The organism is Paraburkholderia sp. SIMBA_027 (assembly GCF_046535315.1).
Taxonomy (GTDB): Bacteria; Pseudomonadota; Gammaproteobacteria; order Burkholderiales; family Burkholderiaceae; genus Paraburkholderia; species Paraburkholderia tropica.
In genome coordinates, this window is sequence record NZ_JAWRWY010000004.1 from 456,847 (window position 1) to 472,391 (window position 15,545).

15 protein-coding genes are annotated in these 15,545 nt (G+C 65.6%); 8 read left to right on the plus strand and 7 right to left on the minus strand.

Annotated elements, in window-relative coordinates:
• Positions 1-55: 55 nt before the first annotated feature.
• From SB764_RS10050 to SB764_RS10065, 4 genes are read left to right on the plus strand one after another with little or no spacing between them, the layout of a single operon-like run.
• Entirely contained in the window at positions 56-1,057 is a 1,002-nt protein-coding gene (locus SB764_RS10050) for an ABC transporter substrate-binding protein (protein WP_410863446.1), read from the plus strand.
• A 25-nt stretch (positions 1,058-1,082) separates the two neighbouring features.
• Positions 1,083-2,120: an ABC transporter permease gene (locus SB764_RS10055; RefSeq protein WP_183717000.1), complete on the plus strand. Its 1,038-nt coding sequence runs from the start codon at positions 1,083-1,085 to the stop codon at positions 2,118-2,120.
• Positions 2,114-2,980, plus strand: coding sequence for an ABC transporter ATP-binding protein (locus SB764_RS10060; RefSeq protein WP_322005755.1), 867 nt, complete (start codon positions 2,114-2,116; stop codon positions 2,978-2,980). Before SB764_RS10055 ends, SB764_RS10060 begins: the two co-directional genes overlap by 7 nt.
• 50 nt (positions 2,981-3,030) lie before the next feature.
• Positions 3,031-4,077 carry an ABC transporter substrate-binding protein gene (locus SB764_RS10065; protein WP_176080927.1) on the plus strand — a complete coding sequence of 349 codons (1,047 nt, stop codon included), beginning with the start codon at positions 3,031-3,033 and terminating at the stop codon, positions 4,075-4,077.
• 52 nt (positions 4,078-4,129) lie between these two features.
• Here the strand turns inward: SB764_RS10065 and SB764_RS10070 are convergent, their stop codons facing one another.
• The 3 genes from SB764_RS10070 to SB764_RS10080 form a co-directional block, all read right to left on the minus strand.
• Entirely contained in the window at positions 4,130-4,984 is an 855-nt protein-coding gene (locus SB764_RS10070; RefSeq protein ID WP_065061500.1) for an alpha/beta fold hydrolase, read from the minus strand.
• Positions 4,985-5,186: 202 nt separating this feature from the next.
• On the minus strand, positions 5,187-5,645 hold the full coding sequence (locus tag SB764_RS10075) for a GNAT family N-acetyltransferase (protein ID WP_065061501.1): 459 nt from the start codon (positions 5,643-5,645) through the stop codon (positions 5,187-5,189).
• A complete protein-coding gene (locus tag SB764_RS10080; protein WP_321871121.1) occupies positions 5,642-6,364 on the minus strand; it encodes a GNAT family protein in 723 nt (240 codons plus the stop codon). Before SB764_RS10080 ends, SB764_RS10075 begins: the two co-directional genes overlap by 4 nt.
• A 208-nt stretch (positions 6,365-6,572) precedes the next feature.
• On the opposite strand from SB764_RS10080, the gene SB764_RS10085 reads away from it, so the two are divergent.
• Positions 6,573-7,355 carry an enoyl-CoA hydratase gene (locus tag SB764_RS10085; RefSeq protein ID WP_074981813.1) on the plus strand — a complete coding sequence of 261 codons (783 nt, stop codon included), beginning with the start codon at positions 6,573-6,575 and terminating at the stop codon, positions 7,353-7,355.
• Here the strand turns inward: SB764_RS10085 and SB764_RS10090 are convergent, their stop codons facing one another.
• Both SB764_RS10090 and SB764_RS10095 read right to left on the minus strand, forming a co-directional pair.
• Positions 7,356-7,787: a MarR family winged helix-turn-helix transcriptional regulator gene (locus SB764_RS10090; RefSeq protein WP_410863450.1), complete on the minus strand. Its 432-nt coding sequence runs from the start codon at positions 7,785-7,787 to the stop codon at positions 7,356-7,358.
• A 129-nt stretch (positions 7,788-7,916) separates the two neighbouring features.
• Positions 7,917-8,405 carry a cupin domain-containing protein gene (locus SB764_RS10095; protein ID WP_065061504.1) on the minus strand — a complete coding sequence of 163 codons (489 nt, stop codon included), beginning with the start codon at positions 8,403-8,405 and terminating at the stop codon, positions 7,917-7,919.
• 280 nt (positions 8,406-8,685) lie between these two features.
• On the opposite strand from SB764_RS10095, the gene SB764_RS10100 reads away from it, so the two are divergent.
• Positions 8,686-9,921, plus strand: a complete 1,236-nt coding sequence (locus SB764_RS10100) for a hypothetical protein (protein WP_410863452.1) — start codon at positions 8,686-8,688, stop codon at positions 9,919-9,921.
• Positions 9,922-10,482: 561 nt separating this feature from the next.
• A complete protein-coding gene (locus SB764_RS10105; protein ID WP_110329183.1) occupies positions 10,483-12,039 on the plus strand; it encodes an amino acid permease in 1,557 nt (518 codons plus the stop codon).
• A 109-nt stretch (positions 12,040-12,148) separates the two neighbouring features.
• On the opposite strand, the gene SB764_RS10110 is transcribed toward SB764_RS10105, so the two are convergent.
• On the minus strand, positions 12,149-13,234 hold the full coding sequence (locus SB764_RS10110) for a porin (RefSeq protein ID WP_065061507.1): 1,086 nt from the start codon (positions 13,232-13,234) through the stop codon (positions 12,149-12,151).
• Between the two features lie 232 nt (positions 13,235-13,466).
• A complete protein-coding gene (locus SB764_RS10115) occupies positions 13,467-14,426 on the minus strand; it encodes an ABC transporter substrate-binding protein (protein WP_065061508.1) in 960 nt (319 codons plus the stop codon).
• A gap of 180 nt (positions 14,427-14,606) precedes the next feature.
• Here SB764_RS10115 and SB764_RS10120 point away from each other — a divergent pair, with 180 nt between their 5' ends.
• Positions 14,607-15,518, plus strand: coding sequence for a LysR family transcriptional regulator (locus SB764_RS10120; RefSeq protein WP_065061509.1), 912 nt, complete (start codon positions 14,607-14,609; stop codon positions 15,516-15,518).
• The last annotated feature ends 27 nt before the right edge of the window (positions 15,519-15,545 follow it).

The following is a 15,545-nucleotide window of genomic DNA, read 5'->3' on the forward strand; positions in this document are numbered from 1 at the left end:
TTCTCAGCGGTACATATCGTCGCTACGCTTGCAGCCATATTGCACGCGAGGGCCTATGTCCGCTTCTGTCTCCGCTTCCACGTCGTTCCTGCTGCGCCGGCGTCTGCTCGGCGCGTGCGCCGCTGCGCCGCTCGCGGCGCTCGGCCTCGCGACGGCGCCGCGCCATGCCAGCGCCGCCGATCTTGTGTCGGTCACGCTCGTGCTCGGCGATCAGGCGGGCGGTTTGCGCGCGCTCGTCGAAGCCGCGAAAGGGCTCGACGGCGCGTCTTATCGTTATCGTTGGGCGAATTTTCAGGGCGCCGCGCCGCTGTTCGAAGCGCAGCGCGCGAACGCCGTCGATATCGCGCCTGCGGGCGACTTGCCGGTGCTCGCGGCGGCCACCGGCGATCCGTCACTGCGCATCGTGGCGACGCGCGTCGGTTCGCCCACGCAACTCGGCCTGCTCGTGCCGCAGGATTCGCCGATCCGCACCGTCGCGCAGTTGAAGGGACGCACGATCGCGGTGTCGTCGGCGCGCGGCAGCATTTCCGAATTCCAGCTCTACGGCGCGCTCGCCGAAGCGGGCCTGTCGCGCCACGACGTGAACGTGCGCTACATCCTGCCCGTCGATGCGTTCGCCGCATTCGTCTCGGGCGCGCTCGAAGTGTGGGCGACCTTCGATCCGTACTACGGCATCGCGGTGTCGCGCGGCGCGCGCGTGCTGCGCGACGGCACGGGCATCAACAGCGGCCTCAACTTCATCACCGCGTCGGGCGCGGCGCACGCCGACCCGCTCAAGCGCGCCGCCATCGCCGACGTGCTCGTGCGCATCCAGCACGCAGGGCAGTGGGCGCTCGCGAATCCGCAAGCCTACGCGCGCGTCTACGGCACGCTCACGCGCACGCCCGATACGGCGGCGCTCACCATCACGCAGCGCTCCGCGCTCAGGCTGCGCTTCGTGACCGGCGACGATGTCACGACGCTGCAGCGTGTCGCCGACAAAGCCGTGGACGACGGCATTCTGCCGCGCCGCATCGATGTGCGCGCCGTGTCCGATACGCAGATCGGCGCGGCCTGAATCTCGCAACGGAGGACGATCGATCATGACTTCTCGCGCAGCACGAACGTTGACGCTGCCACCGGCGCAACAGACGCAACAGGCCGCGACAGCGCGCGCGCCTTCATCGACCACGCGCGCCGCGCGCGGACGCTGGACAACATGGACCGCCTGGGCGGCATCGCTCGCATGGCTCGGCGCGGCGGCCGTCACGCGCGCCTGGCCGAGCCTCGACGACTGGCCGCACACCGATGCGCTGCTGGCGATCGAACTCGCGCTCGCCGTCGTGGCCTTTCTGCTCGCCTGGCGCGGCCGTCGCGCGGGCGTGGCGCCCGCCATCGCGCCGTGGTTGCTGGCGCTCGCGTTCGGCATCAGCGCGTGGGAGATCGTCACGGCGAAGCTCGAAATCCTGCCGCGTCCGTTCTTCGCGCCGCCGCAAGCGCTCATCGCTGTGTTCTTCGACGATTACGCGCGGCTTTTATCGAGCGTGGCACATTCGTTCGGATTGCTATCGTTTGGTTATCTGATCGGCGCGGCGACGGGTTTCGTCGTCGGCGTAAGCATCGGCTGGTCGCGCGCGGTGGGCTACTGGCTGCATCCGGTGCTGCGCCTCGTCGGCCCGCTGCCCGCAACGGCCTGGCTGCCGCTCGCGTTCTTCTTCTTTCCGTCGAGCTTTAGCGCAAGCGTATTTCTGATCGCGCTCGCCACGGCGTTTCCGGTGGCGGTCCTCACGTGGTCGGGCGTGGCGAGCGTGAATGCCGCGTTCTACGACGTCGCGCGCACGCTCGGCGCGCGGCCCGCGTTCCTGATCGTGCGCGTGGCGATTCCTGCGGCGCTGCCGTCGGTGTTCGTCGGCCTGTTCATGGGGTTGGGCGCGTCGTTTTCCGTACTCATCGTCGCCGAGATGATGGGCGTGAAAGCCGGGCTCGGCTGGTATCTGCAATGGGCCCAGGGCTGGGCCGCCTATTCGAACATGTACGCGGGCCTGCTCGTGATGGCGCTGATGTGCTCGGGCCTCATCACGCTGCTCTTTCGCGTGCGCGACCGCCTGCTCGGCTGGCAAAAAGGACTGCTCAAATGGTAGCCGCGACGCTTGCATTGCAACCCGAAGACCTCGCGCCGTACGAGTCGCATGATCCGGCGCCGGACGATGCGCCCATTGGCGCGCGCATCGACGTGCGCAACGTCACGCAGGGTTTCGCGCTGCGCGGGGAAACGCTGCCCGTGCTCGAAGACGTGAGCCTCACGGTCGAACCGGGCGAGTTCGTCGCGCTGCTCGGGCCGAGCGGCTGCGGAAAGTCGACCTTGCTGCGTCTCGTCGCGGGCCTCGATGCGCCGCTGAGCGGCACGCTGCACGCGAACGGCGTACCGATTGCCGGTCCCGATCCGTCGCGCGTGCTGGTGTTTCAGGACCCGACGCTGTTTCCGTGGCGCACGGTGCGCGAGAACGTCGGGCTCGGTCCGCAGGCGCAGCGCGCGCGGCGCGGCTGGTTCGCACGCCGCGCGACGTCCGCACATGGCGAAGCCGAGACGCGTATCGACGCCGCGCTCGAACTCGTCGGCCTGAAAGGCTTCGAGCAGGCGTATCCGCATCAACTCTCGGGCGGCATGGCGCAGCGCGCGGCGCTCGCGCGTGCGCTCGTCAACGATCCGGCGCTGCTCGCGCTCGACGAGCCGTTCGGCAAGCTCGATTCGCTCACGCGTATGCGCATGCAATCGGAACTCGTCGCGCTATGGCAGCGCACGCGTGTTTCGGTGCTGCTCGTTACGCATGACGTGGAAGAGGCGCTCGTGATGGCGAACCGCGTGGTGGTGTTCAGCGCGCGGCCTGCGCGCATCGTCGCGCAGGTGCAAAACGACGCGCCGTATCCGCGCCATCGCGACGATCCGAAGATCGTCGAATTGCGGCGTGACGTGCTCGCGCAACTCGGTCTCGATGCGTGAGTGCATCGTCGTTAATCAGAATGCCTAAATAATTGTGATACCGATAAACCATGAACCCGACCGACCAACACGCCACGCCCGATCAGCCCATTCAACCTGCACGCCGCACGTGGCTGCGCAACACCGCATTCGCAACCGGCGCGGCCGCGCTGGGCGGACTCGCCTTCGGTCTGCCCGCGTCCCGCGCGCGCGCCGATGAGAACGCCAAACACCTCAAGCTCTCGTGGAACGCGGGCGCGATCTGCACCGCGCCCGTGCCAGTGGCCGCGACGCAAGGCTTTTTCCGCAAGCACGGCCTCGACGTCGAACTCGTGAACTTCGCAGGCTCGACCGATCAACTGCTCGAAGCGATCGCCACGGGCAAGTCAGACGCGGGCGTCGGCATGGCGCTACGCTGGATCAAACCGCTCGAACAGGGTTTCGACGTGAAGCTCACGGCGGGCATTCATGGCGGCTGCATGCGTCTGCTCGCGACGAAGCAGTCGGGCATCGTGGATCTCGCCGGGCTCAAGGGCCGCGCGGTGGGCGTGAGCGACATGGCGAGTCCGGCGAAGAACTTCTTTGCGATCACGCTCAAGAAGATCGGCATCGATCCGGATAGCGACGTGCGCTGGCGTCAATATCCGGCGAACCTGCTCGGCGAGGCGCTGAAAAAGGGCGAGGTGCAGGCGATCGCGGACGGCGACCCGACCATCTGGACGCTGCGCGAATCGGATCATCTGTACGAGGTGTCGAACAATCTGTGCGGCGAGTACGCGAATCGTGTCTGCTGCGTGCTGGGCGTGCGCGGCACGCTCGTGCGCCGCGATCGCGCGACGGCGCAGGCGCTCACGGCGGCGCTGCTGGAAGCGACGCAATGGACCGCCGATCATCCGGCGGAGGCGGCGAAGGTGTTTTCGGCTTACGCGCCGAACGCCGATGTGAACCAGCTCACGGCCATGCTCAAGAGCCACACGGACGGTCATCATCCGGTGGGCGCGGCGTTCAGGAAGGAAATCGCGCTGTACGCCGACGATCTCAAGACCGTGGGCGTGGTGAACGCGAGCACCGATTCGAATCAGTTCGCGTCGCGCGTGTTCGCGGACGTGCTCGCGTAGCGGAGCAAACGGCGAAGCGTTCGGCGCGCGCCGAACGCCTGCGTCAGACCGATCAGACTTGCGCGATGAAGTTGCGCACGTAGGTGTTGAAGAGGTCGGGATGCGTGCCGTTCATGCCGTGCGTCGCGCCTTTCATGGTCACGCGCTGCGCGAACTCGATCCATTCTTCGAGCGCTTCCACGTTGTTGCGGAACATCAGCGGGCTGCGCTGGCCGTCGATCAGCAGCGTGCGGCATTTAATGTCGGCGGCGGGGCGGCGCGTGTAGGCGGGCAGCGGATCGTCGAGCTGCTTGGGCAGCGTCGTGGCGTTGGCGATGGCCATCTCGCGGAATGCCTGCGGGCTCTTGCGCCACGCGCCCGGCATGCTCACGGAGTCGACGAACAGTTCGAGACCTTCTTCGAGCAGACCGTCTTCGATCAGATTTGCGGCGCGCGTACGCAGCGCGTTGGTCGCCGGCGGCAGCACGTCTTCGTCGTCTTCGAGACGGCGCAGCGGGCCGCCCGGATCGGCGAGCACGAGCGTGCGCACGAGGCGCGGATAACGGCGCGCGAGGTGATAGGCAATCGAGCCGCCGCGCGAATGGCCGACGACGTGAACCGATTCGAGCCCCAGCGCCTCGATGAAGTCAGCCAGTTCGTGCAGATGGCTTTCCCAGCCGAAATCGCCCTGAATGCAGGCGTCGGCGGCCGGCCAGTAATGGCTCAGGCTCGGCGAGATGCAGCGGAAATCGTCCGCGAGTCCGTCCAGTTGGGGCGCCCAGTAGCGGTAGTCGCACAGCGAGCCGTGCACGAACAGGAGCGGTTCGCCTTCCCCGCGTTCGAGATACGGCAGGACGACACCCGAATGCAGCGTGGCGAACGACAGGTCGGGCGGGGCAAGAAGGGACGGATCGATGCGTTGGTTCACGGAGATGCACTCCAGTCGCGGAGATGACACTTTGCCGCAGGTCAACGCTTAAGGGAAACGAAATTAATTGAACGTTGCGATAAGGTTTTCTGATTGATTGCGGACCTTTGACGACGGAATTGGAACCGATTCCAGCGAAGGCGCAGACGAGCCGGGCGGTGCGCGATGCGCCCCTGCATCACCATGCCGCCGTGGGTGCGCCTTACAGCGCGAGTTGATAGCGCACGAAGTCGTCGGCCTGAACGAAAGTGTCGTACAGCTTGCGCGCGGGATTGTCGCGCCGCGTGTGCCAGTACAGACGCGACCAGCCGCGTGCGCGTCCGAGTGCGACGAGATCTTCGATCAGCCGCCGGCCGACGCCCCGGCCGCGACAGGACGGATCGACGAACAGATCTTCCAGATAGCCGATGGGCGCCACGACCCACGTGCCCTCATGCAGCACGGCAATGCTGAAACCCACCACGCGATCGCCCAGTTGCGCGACGCGGCCGAGCATCGGGCTGGCCGGATCGAGCAGCCGTTCCCACGTGCGCGCGCTGACCTCCGGCGCGACTTCGGTTTCGTAGAACGCCGTGTAGCCGGCCCAGAGGCGCAGCCAGTCGTCGCGGTCGGCGGGCGCGACGTCGCGAATCACGATGGCTTCAGTGTGAATCGGCGTCATGCGCGCGCGCTCCCTTCGCGCAGGCTCGCCAGCGACGCGCGCTGATTGCCGTCGGCGTCGAAATTGCTGCTCGCGAGCCATTGCTCGAAGCCGGCGCGCACCTGCGGCCAGTCCTGATCGATGACGGCGAACCAGGCGGTATCGCGGCTGCGGCCCTTATAAACGACCGCTTGCCGGAAGATGCCTTCGAACTGGAAGCCGAGTCGCAGCGCGGTTTGACGCGAGGGCGCGTTGAGGCTGTCGCATTTCCACTCGTAGCGGCGATAACCGAGATCGTCGAATACGTAGCGCATCAGCAGATATTGCGCCTCGGTCGAGAGCGCGGTGCGCTTGAGCCGCGGCGAGAACGTCACGCTGCCCACCTCGATCACACCATGCGCGGGATCGATGCGCATGAGCGCGAAGGTGCCGACGGCTTTGCCGGTCGCGCGGTCGACGATGGTGTAGTGCAGCGGATCGGGAGAGGCGGCGGCCTTGACCAGATACTCGCGGAAGGCGGCGAAGTCGGTGAACGGGCCGGTGAAGAGATAGGTCCAGTCGCGGCCGTCGGCGGCCTGGCAATAGGCTTCGAAGAGATCGGCGGCGTGACGCTCGACATCGACTGGTTCGATGCGGCAACGCACGCCTTCGATCGTCACGCGCGCGGGGCGCTCGCGCGGCGTCCAGTTGTCGACGGCGGGGCCGATGGGCTGCTGATATTCGTTGAGGCGGGAGGCCATGAGTGCGTTCCTGAGGTCCGTTGCGTGCGTGATCGAGCGATAAGGCGCGACAGGATGAATAAGGTAGCGCAGTGGTGGTTCCTTGCAAAGATCCACGGAAACGGGGTTCGTTGGGGCCACGATCGATGGCCAGATTGCGTTTACTTCGTATGCGAACAAAACTATACTTCGCATGCGAAATTTGACGCACCAATCAGGAGACGAGACGATGGCCCCGGAAATTCAGCTGCAACTGGCGGAAGAGGTGGGCGTGCTGACCGCGACGATTACGCGGATCGACAAGAAGAACGCGCTGACCAATGCGATGTACGGCGCGCTCGCCGACGCCATCGCGCGCGCCAACGAAGACGACGCCATCCGCGTGCTGCTGATTCAGGCCGACGGCGACCTGTTCACCGCAGGCAACGACGTATCGGAATTCGCCGCGCAGGCGATGGGCAACGCCCCCGAGGAGCGCCATGTGCTGCGCTTTCTGCGCGCGCTGGCCACGGCCACGGTGCCGATTGTGGCCGCGGTGCAGGGCAAGGCCGTGGGCGTCGGCACGACGATGCTGCTCCACTGCGATTACGTGCTGCTCGCCGACGACGCGCAACTGATCACGCCGTTCGTGAACCTCGCGCTGGTGCCGGAAGCGGCGTCGAGTTATCTGATGCCGCTGCGCATCGGGCACACGCGCGCCTTCGAGATGTTCGCGCTCGGCGACCCCGTTCCCGCCGATGCCGCCGTGGCATGGGGCATCGCGAACCGCACGGTGCCGGTCGCGGAATTGCGCGCGGAGGCACGCCGTATCGCCGAAAAAATCGCCGCGCGGCCGGCGGGTTCGCTCACCGCCATGAAGCGGCTGATGCGCGACGCGGAAAAGCTGGTCGGGCAGATGGACAGCGAAAGCGCGATTTTCGTCGAGCGACTTGCGAGCGCCGAAGCGAAGGAAGCGTTCATGGCGTTCGCACAGAAGCGCGCGCCGGATTTCACGAAACTTTCGCGGCGGTGATTACGCGTCGTCGTCGAGGGCGGGGAATTTGTCCTGCAAGCTGCCGAGCCAGCGCGCGACGACGTCGATTTCCGCCTCGCTGAAACCTTCGGTCAGACGCGCGTTCAGATCGGCGAGACCCGCTTTCGAACGCTTGACGGCCGCGCGTCCGTCTTTCGTAAGCCAGAGCCGCGAGGCGCGGCGGTCGTTTTCGTCGGCATGGCGCTCGACGAGACCGGCGCGTTCCGCGCGATCCACGAGGCCGCTCATGCCCGGCGCCTTGAGGTCGAGCGCGGCGGCGGCTTCACTCGTCAACGCGCCGTCGTGCTTCGCGAGAAAGAACAGCAGCCCGACCTGCGCCGTCGTCGCGCCGCCCGACGCCGCCCGCGCCTGTGACCAGCGATGCAGACGCCGCTGGCCCACGTTCAGCAGATAGACGAGCCGATGATCCATTCCCCGCACCTCGCGTTGCCTCGCCACGCCCGCGCTGCGCATTGGCGCGCGGGCATGGCTTGAGTTAATAGTTCGCGTGCGAATATTAACATGCGGGTCAGGCGGGCTTTCCGGCAGGCGTCGCGTGCGTTATTCGCTGCGCGCCTTGCCGTCGTGCGGGCCGATGGGGCGCTCGGGCCAGTCGGTCCAGCTATCGTCGCGGGTGGCTTGATGCTCGGCGTTGAGCGGATAGTGCAGGCGGTTTTCGGGCTTGGTGGCTTCGCCGATCACCATCAGCCGCACTTCCTCGCGCGTGTTGTTCAGGAAGGTATGGCAAATGCCCGTGCCCGCCGGAAAGCCCACCGAATCGCCGGGCGCGAGCCGATGCAGATGACCGTCGATCCACGCATCGGGCGTGCCTTCGAGCACGTACACGAACTCTTCTTCGGCGCTTTCCGCATGCGGATAAGACGTACGCCGACCCGGCAGCAGCCGCACATGATGAATGCCGATGCGCGTGAGCCCGAACGTGCGGGCCAGCGGCGCGCCGATGCCCATGAGTTCGGTGTCGCCGCTGTAATGGCTGTCGTCCGGCCCTTCAAGCTCGGTCCAGTGCCGGATAAACGCGGGGCGTTGCATGACGGGGCTCCCAGAGAAGAGAATCCGCGTATGACACCATCGACCTGCGGTGGTGTCCATCGATTTAAAAAGTGCGGTAATAAACGGCAAACGATTGCGCGCGAGTTTCCTGTGTTTGCGGCGCGAATAGCCTTCAGAATGCGTGAAACGCGCCGTTAGCCGTGAGATCGACGGCACTTCGCGCAGGGGCTCGCCACTATTGCGGCGCCGCATTCAGCAACCGGTTTCCGTACCCATCGGCCTGCGGCACCCGTTTCCTCGACAACAATACTCAAAGACCATGGGATTCTTCGACCGTTTCCGCAAAACGCCGGCTCCGCCGCCGCCGCCGACCCTGGCGGAATTCGCCGAGCTGTTCATGGCCGCGTTGCGCGCAGCGGGCGACACGCGCACGTGGCGCACGGAGCTGGCCCACTCGCGTCTCGTGCAGACGGGACTTGCCGAAGGCGAGCAGCCGGCCTTCATCAATCTGCCGAACATGCACCGGGATTACGCCGATGCCGCGCCCGACGCGCGTGAGGCCACGATGCGCCGCGCGGTGGCGGGGATGATGCATCAAGACGTGCCCGCCACGCTCGCCGAGGCGAGGGCGCGACTGCGGCCCGTGATCCGCAGCGCGACGGAGCGCGGCTATCTCGACCTGCAGACGCACGGCCACGCGAAGCGCCCCGATCTCGCGTACCGCACCTTGTGCGAGAACCTCGAAATCGGCATTGCCTGCGACGGCGAGTTCAACGTGATGCGGCTGAACCATGCGCAGCTCGCGACGTGGGGCGTGAGTTTCGACGAGGCGCTTGCCTTCGCCATCGACAATCTGCGCGAGACTTCGTCCATGCCATGGCTGGCCTTGCAGAACGGCGTGTTTCTCTCGCAGTTCGGCGACTTCTACGACGCCTCGCGCCTGTTGCTGACTGACCTGCTGTATCGCCAGTCGATCTCCGGCGCGCCCGTGGTGATGGCCCCGAACCGCGCGGTGCTGCTGCTGACGGGCGATCGCAACGAAGCGGGCTTGCAGACGCTGGTGGAACTGGCCGAGCAGGCGTACGCGCAATCGCGTCCGCTGCCGCCGCTCATGCTGCGCTGGAACGGCGAGGCGTGGGAGCGCTTCGTGCCGCCCGCGCTCGCGGCGCGGCTGCATCGCATGCGTCTGCGCGAACGCGACGCCGATTATCAGGACCAGCAGGATGCGCTCGTTGCGCTGCACGCGCGCGAAGGTCGCGACGTATTCGTCGCGAAGCACACGGTTCTGCAAAGCGCCGATGGCGAGCAGCGCAGCGTGTGCGCGTGGAGCGAGGGCGTCCACGCGCTGCTGCCCGATACCGACTTCTTCGTGCTGGTGCGCGCGGCGACGAAGCAGACCGCGTTCGTGCCGCGCGCCGTGGTCATGGCGCGTTTCGCCGATCATCTGAAGCCGACGTCGTATTTGCCGGTGCGGCATGAAGTGGTGAGCTTCCCCGACCAGGCGGAATTCGAGGAAATGCTCGCGAGCTACGAAAAGTTGCCGTCGGGCGGTTGATCGGCGCTATCTGCATTACTGCAACTAACAGCCAATTCAGGCTCTCGCTCGGAGCCAAAGCGCCCGAGACACGTCCAACGTCGATTCCAAAGCGCGGCCTGCAACTGCACGGCCGTGCGTTATGTCCCCATCGTTTACACGAACGCGCCGTATGCGTTCGCGCCCCGATAACTCACCGCCTCCCGCGCTTCATCCGCGCATAAATCCGCGCACGCCCACCCGCCCAACCCGCCTCGAACTTCAGCGACCTTAGCGACGCGCGGCGGCCACTGCTATAGAATCGCGGCTCCAGTCTTCGAGACGAGCGGCGTCAGTGCTGGATCCGTTCGGTCCGCTCGATCAATCGGCACGCCTGTCCGGGCGTTGCGTCAAGATGTAGTGTCAAGTGCTCTGCTTTTCGCGGCGACTTCGGCGCCGCTTACCGCCCAGCAACGGGCGGCCAGCTTCTTGCGCAATCGCTTGGGTCAACGGGCTTTCCGGGAGCCTCGAGGCATACGCCGGCAGCTCATTAGCTAGCAGCTCATTACCCAGCAACACACGTTAGAACTCAAGCAGATTTATATGGATTCGCATCCGCATCGCGCCCCGGAAAGTGGTTCCGGCGCCCGGGACAACGCACCGTCCCTGCATCGCAGTCTCAAAGCCCGACACCTCACCATGATCGCCATCGGCGGCTCGATTGGCACGGGCCTGTTCGTCGCGTCGGGCGCGTCCATTTCGCAGGCCGGTCCCGGCGGCGCGATGGCCGCGTACCTCGTGATCGGCCTGATGGTCTACTTCCTGATGACGAGCCTCGGCGAAATGGCCGCGTTCATGCCGGTCTCCGGCTCGTTCGCGACCTACGGCGCGAAGTTCGTCGACGAGGGCTTCGGCTTCGCGCTCGGCTGGAACTACTGGTACAACTGGGCGGTGACCATCGCCGTCGAACTGGTCGCCTCACAGCTCGTGATGGGCTACTGGTTCCCGCATGTCTCGGGCGTCTGGTGGAGCGCCGGGTTCCTCTGCGTGATGTTCCTGCTCAACGCGCTGTCCGTACGCGGCTTCGGCGAGGCGGAATACTGGTTCTCGCTCATCAAGGTGATTACCGTGATTGCGTTCATCGGCGTGGGTCTGCTGATGATCGTCGGCATTCTCAAGGGCGGCGCCGATCACGTCTGGGGCAATTTCATGCTCGAAGGCGGACCGTTCACGGGCGGCCTGCCGGCCTTGCTCGGCGTGACGATGATCGCGGGCTTCTCGTTCCAGGGCACCGAACTGATCGGCGTGGCGGCGGGCGAATCGGAGAATCCCGGCCAAACCATTCCGCGCGCGGTGCGTCAGGTGTTCTGGCGCATTCTGCTGTTCTACGTGCTGGCGATTTTCGTCATCGGCCTGCTGATTCCGCACACCGATCCGAACCTGCTGAAGTCCGACGTCACCGATATCGGCGTGAGCCCGTTCACGCTCGTGTTCCGCCGCGCGGGTCTGGCCGTCTCGGCCGGCGTGATGAACGCGGTCATCCTGACGGCCGTGCTGTCGGCGGGCAACTCGGGCATGTACGCGTCCACGCGGATGCTCTACAACCTTGCGGTCGAAAAGCGCGCGCCGAAGGTGTTCGCGAAGCTGTCGTCGAGCGGCGTACCGCGCAACGCGCTGTACGCCACGACGGCCGTGGGCGCGCTGTGTTTTCTCTCGTCGATGTACGGCGACAAGACCGTCTACATGTGGCTGCTCAATACCTCGGGCATGACGGGCTTCATCGCGTGGCTCGGCATTGCCGTGAGCCATTACCGCTTCCGCAAGGGCTTCGTCGCGCAGGGTTACTCGCTCAAGCAACTGCCTTATACGTCGAAGTGGTTTCCGATCGGGCCGATCTTCGCGTTCGTAGTGTGTCTGGTCATCATGCTCGGCCAGGACTATCAGGCCTTCGTCGCCGACAGGATCGACTGGGCGAGCGTGCTGGCCACGTATATCGGCATTCCGCTGTTCGCGCTGATGTGGCTCGGCTATCGTCTCGTGAAGAAGAGCCGCTTCATCGGTTACGACGAGATGGATATTCAGGCCTTCGCCGAACGCGCCGCCCGCTCGGCGACGTCGAACGACACGGTGGTTGTGCAGCGTGACAGCGCGGTGCAGTAAGCCGAGCGCAAAGCCAAAAGAAAAGCCCAAAGAAAAACCGCCCGCGTTTTGCAACGCGGGCGGTTTTTTTACGTCTTCGAACCCGGCGCCCATCGCGGGCGCCGCGTCATCAGAAGATGTTGCGCAGACCGATTGCAACGCCGGTCTGGTTGTTGCGACCCGGGTAGTCGGCGAGGTAAGCGCCCGTGCCGCGCGTGAAGTCGACCGTGCCGTAGACTTCCGTGCGCTTCGAGAGCGAGTACTCGGCGAGCAGCGTGGCCGAGTAGTTGATACCGACGCCGTAACCGCCGTCAGCCAGCGCGGCATTGCGCGCGTGACCGTAGTAACCGGCCAGCGTGATCGCCAGCGGCGCCGTGGCTTGCCACGTCGAGCCGACGTAGAAGTTGTCGTCGATACGGTTCTGGCTCGAAATCAGGGCGGGCGCGCCGCTGACCTGTTGCTGCGCCTGGTCGACCGTACCCGTGTTGTCCTGCGAATGCAGCCAGCCGGCCAGCAGACGCACCGACGGCACGACCGTGTAGACGAGGCCCACGTTGGCGATGTTGAACTTCTTGCCCGAGACGTCGTTCTGCTGGAAGCCCACGAGACCTTGCACCGGACCGAACGCGTACGAAGCCGTGAAGCCGTACATCGAGTTCTCGCCCGTGCTGCCCGCGACGCCGCCGAAGCCGTACATCGCTTCGACGTGCAGGCCGGCGATCGTGTTCGTGTACTTCGCCGAGTTGTTCGTGAAGAGGAACGGGCCGACCGGGTTGTACGCCCAGCTGTCCTGCCAGTAGTCGGCGACGGTCAGCGGGTCGAACGTGTTGCCCATTTCGTCGAAGAACGGCGTTTGCTGGCGACCGAAGGTCAGCGTGCCGTACTTCGTGTTCGAAAGGCCGACGTACGCGTTACGCTGGAACAACTGGTTGTTCGAGTTCGCGAGCTTGCCGTTGAACAGATTGAACTGGTTTTCCAATTTGAAGATGGCCGACGTGCCGCCGCCCAGATCTTCCGTGCCCTTCAGGCCCCAGCGGCTCGGCGTCACGACGCCTTCGCGCATTTCGACGAGGCCGTCGTTGTTCGAATTGGCGTTGGTCTGGTAACGCACCGCCGTATCGACGAGACCGTAGAGCGTGACCGAGCTCTGTGCGAATGCCGATTGGGCCGATGCGGCCAGCAGTGCGACGCCGAGCGCCGCGGTGGTCTTTTTCATGTCTTCCCCGTTTCTATTCGTCTGGATCGCCGCGCGGCAGGCGCGCTAGCGGTCGGATCTGGATAACCCGTGCGCGCCGGCGGAGTCCAGCGCGCTGAAAGTGGCGCAATGATATTTCGAACAATTTAAATTCCTGTAATGAAATCGACGCGCTGTCGCCCTTCTGCAACAAGGCCCTGCCGCGGGGTTGACGGTTTTCGGCGCGCTGCCAGGGTCCGCTTTTAAAGCCGTTTTAATGCGCATTTAAGGGGAATTGCTGATTGAAACCTGGCGCGACGTCGATCCGGGTCTTGATGACGTCGGCGCGGTGATAGAGGTCGGCGGTGCGCTGCTGCTCGGCGATCAGGCTGCTGTCGATGGCCACCGGTTGCAGTTGCGCGCGCTGATAAACGGTCTTGAGCACGTCGGCAGGCAGGCCCGTCACGCGCGACTGGATGGCGGCGACTTCGTCCGGATGCGCGAGCGCCCAGCGCTGGCCCGCGGCCACGCGCTGCACGAAGTCGGCGATTTCGGCGTGTTTGGTGCGGATCGCTTCGTCGGTCGCGGCCTCGAAGCTCAGGCCCGACGAGACGCCCACGCCGTTCGCGATACTGCGGTCGTGATCGCGCGACTCGGCCAGCGCCACGTACGGGTCCCACGTGGACCATGCGTCGACGGTGCCGGAAGCAAGCGCGGCTTTCGCGTCGGCGGGCTGCATGAAAGCCCACGTCACGTCGCTGAGTTTCAGATGCGCGCGCTCCAGCGTGGCCACGGCGAGGTAATGGCCGATCGAGCCGCGCGTGGTGGCGATACGCTTGCCTTTGAGACCGGCGGCATCGCGGATCGGCGACGACGCGCTCACGAGGATCGCGAGATCGACGGGTACCGAACGCGTGGCGGAGACCGCGCGAATGCGCGCCCCGGCGGCGTAGGCGAAGATGAGCGGCGCATCGCCGAGACCGCCCACGTCGATCGCGCCCGCGTTGAGCGCTTCGCCGAGCGGTTGCGCGGCCGGAAAGTTGAACCACTCGATCTTGTACGGCACGTCCTTCAATTGACCCGATGCTTCCAGAATGCCGCGCGTCTGCAATTGCTGATCGCCGACCTTGAGCGTGGTCTGCGCATGCGCCGCGCCGGCGAAACAGGCGAACGACGCCGCGAGCGCGGCGACCGCGGTGTGAACGAAGCGAAAGCGTGAAGCGGAACGGCGCATGGAGCGATCCTCGATAGCTGAACAGATGGGAATGGCCCCACGATAAGCAGCGCATCGTCATAACGCAAACGCATTGTTCTTCTATCTAAATATGCAAGAAGCAGTAGGCCGAGCTTGAACCCGAGCGGTCATTGCGGCTAAGCTTGTGCACGTCAGATGCATTTCGCAGGAACTCCATTCATGAAACTCGACGAGATCGAAGCCTTCGTGGCAGTCGTGCGCAGCGAATCGCTGAGCCAGGCCGCCGAAGCGCTCGAACTGACTCAACCCGCCGTCACGCGCCGCATCCAGAACTTCGAGGAAGCGCTGGGCGTCGCGCTGCTCGACCGCAACACCAAACCGTTGCGCGCCACGCCGATGGGCCGCACGGTCTACGAACAATGCCGCGCGATCCAGCGCGAAGTCGACGCGCTGCGCCAGCTCGTGAACGACGGCGCGCCGCTCGCGGGCGTGCTGCGCCTCGGCGTCGCGCAAACGGTCGCCGACATCGCCATGCTCGACGCGCTGCAGGCGCTGCGCGCGGCGCATCCCGAATTGCAGGCGCGGGTGTCGACCGGCTGGGGCGCACCGCTGCTGCAAAAAGTGGAAGACGGCGAACTCGATGCCGCCGTGGTGCTGCTGCCCGCGAATCGCGCGCTGCCCGAGACGCTGGCGGGCGAGATGCTCGGCACGCTCAAGCTCGCCGTGGTCGCGCAAAAAGGCTTGCTCAAGCGGCGCGCGCATACGCTGGCGGAGTGCCAGGCGTATGGCTGGGTGCTCAATCCGGACGGCTGCGGCTTTCGCGCGGGCTTGCAGCACGCGCTCGCCGCGCAGGGCCATTCGCTGCGGCTGAACCTTGAAACGCTGGGCGCGGAATTGCAGCTCGGGCTGGTCGCCGACGGCGTGGGTCTCGGCCTCGTGCCGCAGCCGCTCGTGACCGCGAGCGCGCACGCGGATCGACTCGATGTCGTGCAGATCGCCGATTTCAAGCCGGAAATCGCAGTGTGGATCGTGCGTTCGCGCGCAATCGGGCGTATGGAATCGGCGCTTGCGGTGCTTGCACAAAGTATCGCGCGCCGCTTCAAGGCGGCGCGCATCGCTAAAGCGGCATGACGGACAAGGCTCATTTCGAGCCTTGTT

Bases quoted from the DNA above. Each gene is read 5' to 3' on its own strand.
- SB764_RS10085 (WP_074981813.1), top strand. From the start codon at position 6,573: ATGGCCCCGGAAATTCAGCTGCAACTGGCGGAAGAGGTGGGCGTGCTG.
- SB764_RS10090 (WP_410863450.1), bottom strand. From the start codon at position 7,787: ATGGATCATCGGCTCGTCTATCTGCTGAACGTGGGCCAGCGGCGTCTG.
- SB764_RS10115 (WP_065061508.1), bottom strand. From the start codon at position 14,426: ATGCGCCGTTCCGCTTCACGCTTTCGCTTCGTTCACACCGCGGTCGCC.
- SB764_RS10050 (WP_410863446.1), top strand. From the start codon at position 56: ATGTCCGCTTCTGTCTCCGCTTCCACGTCGTTCCTGCTGCGCCGGCGT.
- SB764_RS10100 (WP_410863452.1), top strand. From the start codon at position 8,686: ATGGGATTCTTCGACCGTTTCCGCAAAACGCCGGCTCCGCCGCCGCCG.
- SB764_RS10110 (WP_065061507.1), bottom strand. From the start codon at position 13,234: ATGAAAAAGACCACCGCGGCGCTCGGCGTCGCACTGCTGGCCGCATCG.
- SB764_RS10105 (WP_110329183.1), top strand. From the start codon at position 10,483: ATGGATTCGCATCCGCATCGCGCCCCGGAAAGTGGTTCCGGCGCCCGG.
- SB764_RS10080 (WP_321871121.1), bottom strand. From the start codon at position 6,364: ATGGCCTCCCGCCTCAACGAATATCAGCAGCCCATCGGCCCCGCCGTC.
- SB764_RS10095 (WP_065061504.1), bottom strand. From the start codon at position 8,405: ATGCAACGCCCCGCGTTTATCCGGCACTGGACCGAGCTTGAAGGGCCG.
- SB764_RS10075 (WP_065061501.1), bottom strand. From the start codon at position 5,645: ATGACGCCGATTCACACTGAAGCCATCGTGATTCGCGACGTCGCGCCC.
- SB764_RS10065 (WP_176080927.1), top strand. From the start codon at position 3,031: ATGAACCCGACCGACCAACACGCCACGCCCGATCAGCCCATTCAACCT.
- SB764_RS10060 (WP_322005755.1), top strand. From the start codon at position 2,114: ATGGTAGCCGCGACGCTTGCATTGCAACCCGAAGACCTCGCGCCGTAC.
- SB764_RS10120 (WP_065061509.1), top strand. From the start codon at position 14,607: ATGAAACTCGACGAGATCGAAGCCTTCGTGGCAGTCGTGCGCAGCGAA.
- SB764_RS10055 (WP_183717000.1), top strand. From the start codon at position 1,083: ATGACTTCTCGCGCAGCACGAACGTTGACGCTGCCACCGGCGCAACAG.